The sequence below is a fragment of the Pedobacter sp. HDW13 genome (assembly GCF_011303555.1).
Classification (GTDB): domain Bacteria; phylum Bacteroidota; class Bacteroidia; order Sphingobacteriales; family Sphingobacteriaceae; genus Pedobacter.
Genome location: NZ_CP049868.1, coordinates 4,520,543 through 4,535,326 on the forward strand (window position 1 = coordinate 4,520,543; position 14,784 = coordinate 4,535,326).

Sequence of the window (14,784 nt, forward strand, 5' to 3'; positions counted from 1 at the left end):
AAGAGAATCGTCACTGCGAGAGGTCAGCTTTTAAAAACACAGGAGTTGGAATGACAAAATCAGCCCAAAGGGAATCGTCATTTCGAGCGGGGTGCAACGCAGTCGGGAATAACGTAGTGTACATTTAAGCTACCACACTTCATGTCAATACTTTATTTACAAAATTTACATTATTATTTACAATCCAAATTCGTTGCGCCGAAGCATATCAAGGTAGATTTGTTGAGTCAATGCTATAGATCAATAAATAAAAATTATGAAATACATACACGTATATGCTTTGTGCTTAATGTCTGTTTTGCTCACTGCCTGTGCCCAAAAGCAAACCAAGGTGCCAACAGACATCAACCAGAGCGCTATCGGCACCGAAGTTAAAAACATAGGGCCTAACATCATGGTTCGTAATATTAAAAAAGGCAGCAATGGTACCATTTTAATTGCTGGCCCCAACAACCTATCATATGGTGATGTTTTTCGATACGATGCCCGCCTGCCCGAAGAGAAGGGGAAAACTTTTACTAACCTTAGCAGTAAAATAGGTTCGCACCGGTTCTGGGATGTTTTGGAAGACCGGCAGGGAAATTTCTGGTTCACCACTGCCGATTCTGGCGTTTATTATTACAACAATTCGGCTGCGCTCAGTGCAGGCGCTAAATCCATTAAACATTTTACTACCAAAGATGGGCTTGCCGATAACCGGGTGATGAGTGTTTATGAAGATAAGGCCGGCGTTATTTGGTTCGGCACCGGGGCCGGTATAAGTCGTTACGATGCCAGCCTGCCGAAAGGGCAATCTTTTCGGAATTTTAAATCTCCAAACGCCCCGCTTTTTTATAAAGACGCACGCTTGAATAATGATATCACTACCATCATTGAAGATAAAACCGGCAAATTGTGGGTTGGCACAAGGGGCGATGCCTTTGTTTACGACGGGAAAAAATATACCACTTTAACCCATAACGGCCAACCCTTTCTCGATGTTTGGAGTATAATGGAAGATAAAAAAGGCAATATCTGGCTCAGCGGTTTCAACGGCTTTAACGTAAGCCAAACCGGTGGCCTTTGGCGTTATGACCTTTCAACTGGTGGTACCTTTACTAAAGTATCGCAACGAGGAGCTTATGCCATCATTCAGGATAAAGCAGGAAACATCTGGACTACCGGTTCGGTAAATCCGGCTAATGCGCATGTTCAGGCACTTACCCGTTACGATGCAAAATCGTTGTATAGTAAGCAACCCGTTGTAACCGAAATCATGTCGGGCAAGGCTTTCTTTGGACTTTTAGAAGCTAACGATGGGAGTATTTGGTTTGGTGATGCCACCGGGGTGTATCGTTATGCAGGGCAGGGAAAAACCATTACCGACTTTTATAGTAAAGTGGGGCAGAAAAAATATAGGATAGATACCAAACAAAGTGCTATTGTATGGCAAGCATCTATGTATTTAGGTGGATGGGAAGGTACTAAGTTAATTAGTGATGGTTCGAGTACGGGTAACGTAGCTATATTAAAAGGAGAATTGTCGATCGAAAACAGTGAGCTGGTGGGCGGTGCGGTAGATGTGGATATGAATACCATTAAGCAAATATTTGAAGATGAAGGCCCGCACAATAAATTACCTGATTTTTTTGATGTCAAAAAATTCCCTGTATCTACATTTGCCATTACGAAGGTCGAAAGCGGTAATCATGAAAATATAAAAGTTACAGGGAAGCTCACCATCGAAGGTATTACGAAGACCGTTACTTTTCCTGCCCAAATGTATTTTAAAGATGGTATGGACGGAACTGTAGAGATAAATGGTGCGTTGATTCTTAACCGAACAGATTGGGGTATCTATTATCGATCAGAAAAGCGCTTTGATGAGTCTGGCGACCTAACCATTTCGAACCAGGTTAAATTCTTTATCAAAATCGTAGCAAAAAAATAATAACCAAAAAACGCTTAACGCCAAGACTCAATCAATCGTCGGGATTGCTTTGGGCTAAGCAAAAGCCTTAACAAGAAATTGTTAAGGCTTTATTTTTTATCGGTATTGCTAAATTGGCAACACATTATTGCTATCGTTAATCCGGAGTTAGTTTTATGGATATCACTAAAGTATATGCCTATCAGATAATGGGGGGATTTAATTGTAATATGAACTTTAGGTGCTATGATTTAGATTCGAGAGTGCAAAAAACACTATGATTGTTGCCAAAATCATGAGTCCTAAAAAGAAAGCATCCGCTTTTAGTTTGCCAGTATTATTCTTTTTAATATCTCTAATGATATCATTTATCTTTTTGGCAAAAGATATCACAATAAAAAAACCAAAAAGAAAATAAGCTATGTTCATATTTAATGTTGTTGTATGTGGTCAGTAGCGTAAAGACAGAAGCCAAAACTGGCTATAGTAATTGCGACTCCAATTGGGCCCAATACCTTTTTAGCTACGGTTCCAAAGGCTTTTTTCATTAATGGAATAGACCATGTCGACAAGGTAGACTGGCTAAGCGCATATAGGATATCTACTCCCAAAGCAGCTACTGCGCAATTAATGTAATCCTGTGCATTTAATTTCGCATTAGCTGTGCTGATAAAAGGATTATAGTTTTTAGTGATTTCTACTGGTGCCTGTGTTTCGGCCCAGGTTAATCCAATTACGAATGGAACCAAATCTTGCTGGGTACCGTTATGTTCTGCTATCATATCGGTAATATCATTGGGTGTAAACCCTTTTGCATACAAATATTGTTTTGCCTCCAATATTACAGGGTCTAGTGCCTGATTAATAGCTTGAACATCGACAACTATTGTATTTCCAGAATTGGTTGGTGTTGGCTCATATTGTACGGTTCCGTCTGTAGCATACAATAGTTCTGCTAGCTGTGAAACGTTGTTGACTGCCTGGATCGGATAAATTTCAGGATTTGTGCCAGGAGGATAGTCGACATATATGGGTTCATAAACCGGATTATTGGGATTTTCAACCATCAGTTTTCCCTTCCCACCGCCGATCTGGGATTTATTATTTAATGCATAGGCGCCAAAGGCAGTACTTCCCACCTTCTCTTTTTGTGTTTTCAGGGCATTCATAAAACGGGTTCTTGCCAGGCCGTGGTCGTCTTTTACGAGGTCATTTTTTTTACAGGAATCAAAGACAAATACGCATACAAATGCAATGGCGTAGAGCACAGACATTGCGAACATGCCTTTGAAAATTTTTTTCGCAGGCTGCAACAGAGTGTTAATAATTCTCATTTTTAGAATTCGATTAATTTAGATTAATAATGATTAGTTCCAGGGTAGTGTTGAGTCAATTCCCCATTATCTGATGGTTCAAATGTAGTTAAGGATGTGTGTAAGCGGTAGCGTTAAATTAAGTCAATGCTAAATTTTACATCAACCCTATGAAATCTTACACGAATCTCTAAAGAATTTTACATCAATCCCCCATTACTCAAAAATACGCAAGGCGACTAAACTAAAGGAAGGCCAAAATAAACTGGTAATTTTTTGCATGACTTTAAGGGAGCTCGTTGGGATTACGGGTAAGGCGCTGCCACTTCTTTTAGCTGTTTACCCTTCAAGGCTATCGGAGTATTTATTCGATTGAATTTAATAAAATTATTAGCTATAATGCTCCAAACATGGTTGTTCTGTTAAACATAGTTTAGATAAGCATTCCTTTTTAGCCCGAAAAAGAAAAACATTAATTGAATTGATTATTAGCATTAAAAGGAAAAAAGCTTAAAAATCAGTTAAAAGCCAGTATATCTACTATTGGTGAAATTCCAATTAATGTATAAATAATAAACTATAATCGGATTTTAGCCCATCCGATGAAAATATTTTGTGACAATTTTTTCTGTGACAAAAAAAACTGTCACAGAAAAAAGGGCCACAACTTTGTGGACAAATTTTAACGGACATAAAAAAGTGCCACAGTTAAAATGATCACAACATGGGCTGAAATAACAAATTGTGGTGAATGGCGCGCTGATCATTAACCGAATAGATTGAGGTATCTATTGTAGATCAGAAATTAATATCGTTAATACGGAGCCACAGACTCCTTTCTATTCAACTATCCGGAGCATCCCTGCTAAACGCTACGGACAGTTAGAAAATGTAATTTTATTTTATTAAGTTCAAAACGGAAAACTTATCTAACCACATGAAAAAACTTACAATTTTTATATCACTATTTTTTTTATCGTTGTCTGTTTTTGCACAAAACAACCCCGATCAAGAAGATTACTCTACTTACTTCAATGGTTTTCAAAGAACTAGCAGTAAGTACCCGGATTCTGCGATAGTTTATATGCAGAAATTAGCCAAAACAGAGCCCAGTGCTGCAGAAGAATTAATACACAATAGTTTTGCGCAAGCTTTTCGGGGCATTGATCGAGAGAAGATGAGAAATAATCCTGACTTTTTAGCAATGATTAAAAAGATGGATATGACCATTGATTCTGTTTTTAAAGCAATGGGCGAGAGCAAAAAAAACGCTTATGTTATTTTAAATGCTTTAAGTAATGACGCTAACCCCTTAATCAGAAACACAATTTTTCCTTTGGCAAAATGGGTTGAAGCTCAAGGTAGTATTACCAATACCACCAGGTTATTAGAAATTGGAAATGATTATTTAAAATATTTATCAGATTCAACTGATTTTTACACTTACCGAAAAGCAAGGTATGGTTTGCTGATTTCAAAATTAATGACTGGTAATAGTGAGCTTAAGCCGATTTCCAACAAATTGCTAAAATTGATTTACAGCAACCTTCAAAATTATCAAAAGGAAGAAGATACTCAAACACTCACCAGGCCAGAAATGGAAAAAAGAGCCTGGTACAGGTACCTGTTTGCCTATACAAATTTCATATCTGCTCAAAACACACAAAGTAAAAATGAAAAAATCTCGTTTCTAAAATTGGCAAGTCAATTTAGTCCTGATGTTATAGATAAAACCATCTCACACGCTTATTTCTACGATAGAGTTTTTCTATTAGGAGAGGGAAAAGAATCATTTGAAGAAGATTATTTGGCTGCTTTAGGCAATGGGGATGAAAAATTTAAAGGCATGATGGCCATGTCTATGAAGGATCCATCTTTTAAAACTAAAGCGAAGGGCCTTTACAAAGAACCTGCTAAGTTCAACATATTGTGGCTATATGAATTCAATAATAATTTTAAAACAGCCCCGCAATTTTCTTTGCTTCAATTGAATGGGGTTCAGTATAAACTAAGTAATCAAAAAAAGCAATGGACATTAGTTGATTTTTGGGGTACCTGGTGTACTCCTTGTAGAAAAGAACACCCCGATTTGCAAAAGTTATATCTACAAACTTTAAATGGGCAGCTACCCATGCTTAATATAATTACAATAGCAAGTGATGATCGTGAACCAGTTGTGAGCGCTTACATGAAAGAGTTTAAATACAGTTTTCCAGTTGCAATGTCTGATAATCAGATAGAAAAAGCTTACAATGTTTCGTCTTGGCCATCGAAATTTCTGATTTCCCCTCAGGGAAAATTCGTGGCTATACCCTCTAGTGTTAATTGGATAAAATATGTTAAAGATTACATTAATGATTAACAGGTTATCAAAACTAATAGGTCGTATCCGCCATACTAATTACATTTCCAGCTGAAGAAAATATTTTGTGACAATTTTTTGTGTGACAAAAAAAACTGTCACAGAAAAAAGTGCCACAACTTTGTGAGCAAATTTTAACGGACATAAAAAAGTGCCACAGTAAAAATGGTCACAACGCTGGCTGAAATAACAAATTGTGGTGAAAGATGCGCTGATCATTAATGGAACAGATTGGGGTAGCGTTTGGTGTTTGCCAAACGCTGCTTTGTTAAATGGTATCGGTTTATATTCTTCCTTAAAAAAGTACAGCCGCTACTTATTTTATTACTCACCACATATTTAATAGCACTTGCCACATTAATTATATATTATTCTTTTAGTTTGCGTCCTTTGATCCGAACCAAAAGAAATATATGTTAGCCGCTTTTAAAAAATTACTGATAAACTGGATTGCCCACTTTTTAATTATGTGGATTGCAATTACTGCATTTACGTTAATTCCTTATTTGTATCATGTACATATCTGGGGTAATTACATCTACAATACCGATGGTACTCCTGTAACAGGTTGGCAATATGCTACCAATTTAAATAGTGATTTATTCGTTGTTGCAATTTTTATCTTTTTGACTGAAGTAGTAAGGCAATTTCTTTTTAAAAAGCGCCATTTCATTGTTTTTATAGCAGGATGTTTATTAACCGGAATGATCTCATGCGCAGGAATTGTTTATTTACGTCCGAACGTTTTTAAGCAGCAAGGTAAACTTTCTGCTGTTGAACCTATTTTATATATAGCAGTTTATGCTTTTGTTTATACAATAGTGAGAGATTATTACCTTCAAAATAGAAATAAAAAGTTGCAAAGAATCCAGCAATCAGAGAATGAATTGCATGCTTTAAAGGCCCAGCTAAATCCACATTTTCTATTCAATGCCTTAAATTATCTTTACGGTACCGCTTTAAAAGAAAAAGCACCCAATACCGCCCAGGGCATTGATACCATGTCGGATATGATGCGTTACACTATACATGGAATGCAAGAAAATTTTGTTCAACTTGGGGATGAACTGAAGTTTATGGAAAACTATCTCAAACTTCAGCAGCTACGCTTACCCATAAAAGATAATATCAAAATCAGCAGTCAAATTGATTCCGATGATCATCATAATCAACAGAAAATAGCACCGCTATTGCTGCTGCCTTTTATTGAAAATGCTTTTAAATACGGTATAAGTATAGATACACCCTGCGAAGTTCGGATAAAGATTGTTGTGGATAAAAACGAGCTGCACATGGAAGTGTTTAATACCATTGTTCAGAACCGTACAGAGGTTAGTGGCAATAATACAGGAATAAAAAATACAATTAAACGTCTCGATCTTCTTTATCCGGATAGTTATCGCTTAGATCATCAAAACACCGGTTTAGCTTATAATGTTTCATTTAGGTTGAAACTCAGTTCTTAAACACATCATTCAATTTTCGTAATCATGCTTAAAAAAGTAATGTTACTGCTTTGCGGTGCAGCAGTTCCCCTTATGTCTGTAGCTCAGACCAAAAATTCGTTATTTACAGTTAAAATAACTGCAACAAAAATGCCCGAAATGGCTAAAATTTACCTGCTATACCAGGTAAATGGTAAAAAAATAATCGATTCTGCAATGCAGACTAATGGCTTGTTTGTTTTTAAAGGTAATATAGATAGACCAAGGTATAGTACCCTTGTTTGCGATACTAACAATATTGGTTTATCGGGAATGATTAAAAAACAACACGATAAACCAGATTTATTGCGCATGTATACTTATCCGGGGCAGGTAGTGTTAAAAACCTCAACCCCTTTAATTGCAGATGCAGGTTTTGTAGGGAAGGGCATCAATGCTGATCATTTTAAACTGGAACAGCTGCTTAGCCCGGTTTATGCAGCAATCGACAAGATCAGTAATTTAGCCGAAACAGCTCATGAGCCAAAAAACTCGCCCTTGAACATTAAATTAGATAGTTTAAATTTGGTTAAGCAGGCTATCAGGCGGAAATTCGTTATCGATAATCCAGACAGCTTTATCGCCTTAGTTGCATTAAATGACTATGCCGGAATCTCGCCTGATGTTGCAGTTATTGAACCCATGTTTAACAGGCTTTCTTTAAGATTGCAACATACTCCATCGGGCAAAGAATTTCGGAAATTTCTTTCGGATCAAAAAGCCCTTAATCCAGGTGCAATGGCTCCTGTTTTTGTTCAAAATGATACAGCCGGCAATCCTGTTAATTTGACCTCATTTAGGGGTAAATATATATTGATTGATTTCTGGGCTTCCTGGTGCGGCCCTTGCAGAGCTGCCAATCCTGAGCTTGTTAAAATCTATAATGAATTTAAGGATAGAAATTTTACTATCTTGGGTATTTCTCTTGATGGTGCGGATGCAAAAGATGCATGGTTAAAAGCAATAAAGAACGATGGGTTAAGCTGGCCCCAGGTTTCGGATTTGAAGCATTGGGAAAATGAGGTGGCCAAGCTTTATAGTGTCAGAAAAATTCCACAGAGTTTTCTCATTGATCCCAAAGGTGTAATTATAGCAAGAGATATTGAACCGAACGAACTAATGAAGAAGCTTAAACAAGTATTACTGATAAAATGATCAAAGTAATTGCAGTTGATGATGAGCCTGTAGCGCATGATATTATTCGTGCCCATGCCGAAAAAATACCTTTTATTTCGCTCGATGCTACGTTTTTGAGTGCTACAGATGCATTGGTTTACATTAAAAATGAGCGGGTAGATTTAGTGTTCCTTGATATTGCTATGCCCGATGTTTCGGGTATTGAATTTGCCTCGATGATAAATCCTGAAATTCTGGTCATTTTTACTACCGCTTACCCCGAATATGCATTAAAAGGTTTTGAGTTGGCTGCAACAGATTATTTATTAAAGCCTATCAATTTTACCCGCTTTTTAAAGGCTTGCCAGCTTGCCGAAATGAGACTTCAGGTGCACGATATAAAAAAAAGGGATAAAGAGCAGTCGTTATTTGTAAAGGATGGATATGACTGGGTGCAAATAAAGTTTAGCAACCTGGTTTATGCCAAAGCTGAAGATAATTATGTTGATTTGCATGAAACTGGTAAACATACCCTTACACGCATTACCTTGACTGAATTGCAGGGAAAACTGCCCGCAGATCAGTTTTTACGGGTTCATAAATCGTTTATAATTTCCAGACAGAAAATTGAACGGATTGAGAAACACCAGGTAATTGTGGCAGGGAATAAGATTCCCTTATCCAAATTATATAGAGATCAGCTCCTGCAAAATCTGGGAGGAGAATCATCGGTTAATTAACGTTTTCAACACGAAACTGGGTGGCAGGGTGGAATGGTGCTGATGATTAATAGAACAGATTGGGGTATTTGTTATAGATCAGAAAAGTAATATCGTTAATGCGGAGTTGATAATTTATTTATAAACAATTACAAAAATAGAAAGCTAAAGATCACTCTAATTAGTGAAATAAAAACTCCATTCAAGTTAAAAGAATACATCGATAAAATAGAGAGCCTTTTACTAAATATCGGGTGGGAAAATATCGAAGTAAATATAATAAGACATAATAAAGCTTTTTACCCAAGGGCTTTGGATGAAGGATTGCACGCTAGGTTGATACTAACAAATTACATGCAAATAATTTCAGGCGTTTAGCATGTCGCTTGCTACTCATATGCCCTTAAATGTCTTATATGTTTAAAAAGTCAGAAGATCTGGGGGCTTAGCTTAGCTGGGAGTTGTTAAAGCTGCTGCAAGGCTTTTTTTACCGTATCCTTGTTCGGCTTAGAAATGGGTATTTTTTCTCCGGAGGTTAAGAGCAATAGGCCACCATCTTCCTTTAACCAGCTTTTTACATATTTCGGATTAACCAAATGGCTTTGGTGTGTTCTTAAAAAACCATTGGGGCGCAATAAATCTGCATACTCTTTAAGTGATTTAGAAACCAATATTTTTTCATTGCCCGTAAGGAAGAAATGCGTATAAGTATTGTCTGCTTCGCAACGCACAATTTCTGATAAGGTAACATACCTGATTTCGCTTTGCATTTGCAGGGCAATTTTGCTCACATTGGTTTCGGGCTTTTTTAATTGTTGCAGTAAAAAATCGAGCTGCGAAGCCGTTTGTGTGGCCAGTTTGCATTCGGCTTTATTTACCGCATCCTTCAATTCTTCAATATCAACAGGTTTTAAAAGATAATCGAGCGCCGCAAATTTTACGGCCTGTATACCATATTGATCGTAAGCGGTAACAAAAATAACTTCAAAATTACGTGTTGGGAGCAGCTTTAATACTTCGAAACCCGTTTGTTCGCCCATTTGTATATCCAGAAACACCAAATCGGGTAAATGTTTTGCAATGGCATTAACCCCATCGCTTACATTTTGAGCTGTGGCTATTATGGTTACCTGCGGGCAATGCTTTAGTAGCAATGCCTGCAGGTTTTCTAAGTTTGAAATTTCGTCGTCTATTAATACTGCTCTCATCATGTTATAGCCAATCGGTTAAGGTTAAGCTTATTTTAGTACCGTTATGGGTTGCTTGTATGGCCAGGGTAAAGCGGTTTTCTTTATAAATATTATTCAATAACGCTATTCTGCTATTACTTAATTGGAGCCCTAAGCCATTGTGCTTCTTTTCCGTATCGAAACCATTTCCATTATCGCTAACTGTTAAAACCAAATCATTTCCCTGTTCAACAAATGTGATGATAATTTTTCCGTCAGCAGCTTTTTTCGATATGCCATGTTTTACAGCATTTTCTACAAAAGGTTGCAGCAGCATGCCTGGTATTTCTATAATCGCTAAATCTAAATTTTCGGCATGCTTAATTTCGTAGGTAAAGCCGAAACGCAGCTGCTCCATTTGCAGGTAATCATCCAATAAAGTTTTTTCTTGCGATAAGCTGATCAGTTCCCTGTCATCGAGTACATTGCGGGTTAAGCGCGCAAATTTAGACAGGTATTTATTGACATTATCTATCTCGTTCTTGTTCATTAAATTTTGAATGCCAGAGAGCGCGTTAAACAAAAAATGAGGGTTTAACTGCGAACGAACGTAGTTAAGCTGCAGCTTTGCGCTGTTTTTTTGCTGCTCATTTTCTTCCAGCTTTTTTTTGTTTCGTTTTTTAACGAAGTAAAGAACAACGAGAAACACTAATCCAATAAGTAATGCTACAATAAATGCATATATAAAAAGTTCTCGTTTGCTGTAGTTTTCTTCCGCTAAAGTGATAGAAAGTGTATGCCGGGTTGTGTACTTTTCCATTTCCTTTTGCGGCATGTTATAGCGGGAAAATGATGAAGGTTGAATAATAATTTCATAATCACCAGATTTTTTGAAAATGTTTCTGTCGATTTTTACGTTGGTTAAAAACTCATGTTCGTCAACTATGCCGCCATACTCCCAGGTAGTTGATTTGAAGATTATCTTATTGGTTTGCTTATCTCTTATTGAGATATAATAGATATAATCTTCATCTGACCTGTCTTTTACGATGGTTAGCTCGTCATCTTTTTCGGTGAAAATAAGTTTTGTTATATCCTTAGGTTCGGTAATCCAGCTGTAATCAACACCTTTATCAATAGTAAAGCGCTTTCTAATACCTTTGATTTTTGCCTTTGGAATTGGCTTACCATAAAGAACCGATTTTTCAATATCGAGTGGTTTTTCGATGCTGTAAACCAATACGGTAATGATTTTGCCTTTTACAGGAAAAGTACCCAGTATTGCAGAACGGAATATTTCTTCATCACCCCCGGCATGGGTATCTTTCAGCAGAGCTTCGTTAATCAGTTCATTTACAACCAATGGTTTATTATCGGATATTATGGTATACCGATAGTGCTGTATGTTAATATTTTTTCCAAAATTAATCGAGATACTTACCTGGCTTACTTCGGGTACATAACTAAAAAAAGTATTCGGTTGATTGGGAAATACATTGGCGTAATAAATGTTTTTTGCCGAACTGTCTACACACATGAGCAGTCTTCCACCGGCAGGGTATATGCGATTAAAGTTAATGCCTTTTTGTGCATTTACTGTAGCTAGCGCGATGATGAAACTGAGAAAAGTAAATACTATTTTTTTCATAATGTTAAGTTGAATTTTCATCAAACTTGCGGCAATAATAACAAAACTAAAACCATAAAACAGTAAAGGCAGTGTTTAGAATAGTAGCCATATCATTTTGTGCAGTATTGGAATGTTGCCTTCAAAAAAGGAATAGCTTAGTGGATTTAAAGATCTCCTGAATTATAAAGTAAAAAATAGAAGGTTTTTTACGCTAAACCCTCAGTTATTGCGGTTTTTAAGCTAAAATAAAAAAGGATTGCGTTTCTGGCCGCAATCCTTTTTTGTTTTAATAAACCAGTTACCGTTAAGGTAATGTGCTGGTTTTCGGTTTTAAATGTAAGTTAATCTAATCCGTTTTTTTCGGGTCAGTATTTTCCATCCGTGTACTTGTTCTAAAAACAGGTACACTGTAATCTTTTGGCAAATGCGCTGCAGGTATGGTGGTTTCATTTCCATCGCGCAATGCTTTATAATGTGGCGACATAATTTCTACGCCGGCTTCGTTAAAAATATCTTGTATGTTGGCATGCAGGCTGGAGTATATTAAGGCCTGTTTATTGGGCGATTTGGTGTGTGCATTTATGCAGTAGCTAACATAATAATCGTCAAGGCTGGTTTGTAGCACATAAGGCTTAGGGTCGGCCTCTATCATATCCGAACTCAGTGCGGCATCAATAAGCAGTTGATGTACCTGGCGCCAGGGCGCATCGTAACCAATGGTAACCGTAGTGTGTATAATGAGGCCTTTTTCTGATGCTTCTACACTGTAGTTAATGGTGTGGTTGCTCATCACAGTCGAATTGGGAATCGAAACTACTTCGTTCTGGATAGTTCTTACCCGGGTAACCAAAAGGGTTTTCTCGATAATATCGCCCGTTACCTCACCAATTTTTACACGGTCTCCAATTCTGAAAGCCCGCATGTAAGTGAGTACCAGGCCGGCAACCACGTTACCCAAAGCCCCGGCCGAGCCGAAGGTGAACAGAACGCCCATAAATACCGATACGCCTTTAAACACACCAGAGTCTGAGCCTGGCAGGTACGGAAAGATAACAATAAGCATAAAGGCCAAAATAAGTACCCTAATGATTTGGTAAGTAGGGTTGGCCCAATCTTTATAAAAGCCTGGTATGGTAAGTTTGCCACGTTCTACCTCTGTTTTAATAAAGCGCACAAACCGCAGTACATAGCGGAAAACCACCAGCAATACCAGTATTGTCATTAAATCGGGAATGTAATTCCAAATGGCACTTCCTATTTTTTTTAAAGGGCCCAGAATATAGGCCAAAAGATTTTCGGAAAGATCTTTGGTAAATGGAAATATACCAAACAGCACCGGCAGGGCCAGATAAATTAACAGGATGATAATTATCCACCGGGCAATAGATAAGGCGGCACCGATTACCCAAAGCTGCCGGTCGGGATCTAAAAGTTGATAATTTTTAATCCTGATGCCATCTTTAAGCCGCCCTTCGCTTTTAAGTAGTTTGGCGGTGAGGGTTCTAAACAGCCGGTTTACCAGGTATACCAGGCCAATAACCACCGCTATTACCAATAAGGTGAGTAAAATTTCTTTTATTATTACCTGCAGGCTGTTTTCATCGCGATAATTGATTACAGATTTGCCTACTGCAGCTTTAACATCGGCTGATAGGGTATTAATATCTTTTTTTGCCCAGATGGCATCTTCTTCGTTGATGGATAGGAGCAAATTATTTCCATAAATCAGGTCGATTGAGCTTTCGGCCTGGCTAAGTTTTAGCGAATCGGTATGGAAGGTTGTACCACCGGCAATTTTTTCTAAACGGTTGGCAATGGCCTGCGCACGATCGGCTGCGCTGAAACTGCCAAGTTTGGCGTAAATATAAAATAGCGTATCGCGGTTAAAAACTACGGGAACTCCTTTAATAAACTTCCTGAGCGAATCGATCTGTTTTACCTGCTTTACTTGCTGAAGCGAATCTTTCTTTTTCAATGCGCCAAGTTCGAGCAACAAGCGGTTACGTTCGGTATCATCTCCTTTACCCAAAGCATTTACCTGTTTTTGAAGTACATCGCGTTTTAAGGAGTCTGCAATCCGTTCGGCCGATAACTGGCTCACGCGGTCGAGCCCACTGTTCATTTTTTTAATCTGTGTAGAATCGACAGGTTTTTTTAGGCTATCAGTTTGGGCATAAAGTTGGGTTCCGAGAAAAACCAAAGCAAAAAGATGGAGGGTAAAAAGTCTTTTCATAATCGTTTGTACTTGGTTAAATGTAATTAAAATTAGGCTGATAATGATTTTTGGTACTTAAGTTTATCCAGAAAAATAGTTCAATTGCTTTTCAGCGGTAAATTGTTCAAATTTAACAGCTCAATTAGCATAAGCCTGAAAAGTAATTTAGTATTTGTATACAAAATTATTTTTATACTTAACAAATTGTTAATACGGATAGAATTGTATATTTAACATCTAAATGGTTTTTTTGCATTGAAATTTAGGCAGGGTAATGGGTGATTATAATCTGAATACTGATGATGAGCTTTTACTACTTCTGAAGGAGCGTAACCACCGCGCCTATGCAGAAATTTACCAGCGCTACTGGGCCATGCTGTTCCGTTATGCGCGTAAAATACTCCAAAACGACGAAGAATCGAGGGATGTAGTACAGGATGTTTTTGTGATGTTATGGTCGAAATCTGAAGCACTCGAAATCCACACTTCCTTATCCTGTTTTCTGTATGCCGCCGTGCGCAACAGTATCCTTAAACTTTTTCAGCGCGGAAAGGTAAAAAACAACTATTTAAATTCGCTCGAAAAATTTATCGAAGCCGGCAACAATACCACCGATCATTTGGTACGCAACCGCGAACTGGCCAAACGCATCGAACTCGAAGTTGCGCAGCTGCCCGCAAAAATGCGCGAGGTTTTTGAACTAAGCCGCAATGCACATTTATCCCATCGCGAAATTGCTGTGCGCATGGATATTTCTGATAAAACCGTTAAAAAACAAATGAATAATGCCTTAAAAATACTCCGTTTAAAACTGGGCAGTTTATTCGTTTTGATCTTCTGATTTTACCCGATTAATTTTTTTTTATT

Annotated in this window: 10 protein-coding genes; 6 read left to right on the forward strand and 4 right to left on the reverse strand. The window is 37.6% G+C overall.

Features of this window, described 5'->3' with window-relative positions:
- Positions 1 to 256 precede the first annotated feature (256 nt).
- Positions 257 to 1,930 carry a two-component regulator propeller domain-containing protein gene (locus G7074_RS19215; RefSeq protein WP_166210634.1) on the forward strand — a complete coding sequence of 558 codons (1,674 nt, stop codon included), beginning with the start codon at positions 257 to 259 and terminating at the stop codon, positions 1,928 to 1,930.
- A gap of 410 nt (positions 1,931 to 2,340) precedes the next feature.
- Here the strand turns inward: G7074_RS19215 and G7074_RS19220 are convergent, their stop codons facing one another.
- Complete coding sequence (locus tag G7074_RS19220; protein WP_166210638.1) at positions 2,341 to 3,243, reverse strand: hypothetical protein; 903 nt, start codon at positions 3,241 to 3,243, stop codon at positions 2,341 to 2,343.
- A 916-nt stretch (positions 3,244 to 4,159) separates the two neighbouring features.
- Between G7074_RS19220 and G7074_RS19225 the strand changes: the two genes are divergently transcribed.
- From G7074_RS19225 to G7074_RS19240, 4 genes are all read left to right on the forward strand, one after another.
- On the forward strand, positions 4,160 to 5,584 hold the full coding sequence (locus G7074_RS19225) for a TlpA disulfide reductase family protein (RefSeq protein ID WP_166210641.1): 1,425 nt from the start codon (positions 4,160 to 4,162) through the stop codon (positions 5,582 to 5,584).
- Between the two features lie 626 nt (positions 5,585 to 6,210).
- The gene (locus tag G7074_RS19230) at positions 6,211 to 7,050 is read left to right on the forward strand and encodes a sensor histidine kinase (RefSeq protein ID WP_166210644.1); all 840 of its coding nucleotides are present in this window, start codon (positions 6,211 to 6,213) and stop codon (positions 7,048 to 7,050) included.
- Positions 7,051 to 7,074: 24 nt separating this feature from the next.
- Positions 7,075 to 8,223, forward strand: coding sequence for a TlpA disulfide reductase family protein (locus G7074_RS19235; RefSeq protein ID WP_166210647.1), 1,149 nt, complete (start codon positions 7,075 to 7,077; stop codon positions 8,221 to 8,223).
- Positions 8,220 to 8,924 carry a LytTR family DNA-binding domain-containing protein gene (locus tag G7074_RS19240; RefSeq protein ID WP_124559643.1) on the forward strand — a complete coding sequence of 235 codons (705 nt, stop codon included), beginning with the start codon at positions 8,220 to 8,222 and terminating at the stop codon, positions 8,922 to 8,924. Before G7074_RS19235 ends, G7074_RS19240 begins: the two co-directional genes overlap by 4 nt.
- 443 nt (positions 8,925 to 9,367) lie before the next feature.
- Here G7074_RS19240 and G7074_RS19245 read toward each other — a convergent pair whose 3' ends face one another.
- The 3 genes from G7074_RS19245 to G7074_RS19255 form a co-directional block, all read right to left on the reverse strand.
- On the reverse strand, positions 9,368 to 10,114 hold the full coding sequence (locus G7074_RS19245) for a LytTR family DNA-binding domain-containing protein (RefSeq protein WP_233603847.1): 747 nt from the start codon (positions 10,112 to 10,114) through the stop codon (positions 9,368 to 9,370).
- A gap of 1 nt (position 10,115) precedes the next feature.
- Positions 10,116 to 11,720 carry a sensor histidine kinase gene (locus tag G7074_RS19250; protein ID WP_166210650.1) on the reverse strand — a complete coding sequence of 535 codons (1,605 nt, stop codon included), beginning with the start codon at positions 11,718 to 11,720 and terminating at the stop codon, positions 10,116 to 10,118.
- 328 nt (positions 11,721 to 12,048) lie between these two features.
- Positions 12,049 to 13,935 (reverse strand): mechanosensitive ion channel family protein, encoded by a 1,887-nt coding sequence (locus G7074_RS19255; protein WP_166210653.1) that lies wholly within the window; start codon positions 13,933 to 13,935, stop codon positions 12,049 to 12,051.
- 256 nt (positions 13,936 to 14,191) lie between these two features.
- On the opposite strand from G7074_RS19255, the gene G7074_RS19260 reads away from it, so the two are divergent.
- On the forward strand, positions 14,192 to 14,758 hold the full coding sequence (locus G7074_RS19260) for an RNA polymerase sigma factor (RefSeq protein ID WP_124559646.1): 567 nt from the start codon (positions 14,192 to 14,194) through the stop codon (positions 14,756 to 14,758).
- The last annotated feature ends 26 nt before the right edge of the window (positions 14,759 to 14,784 follow it).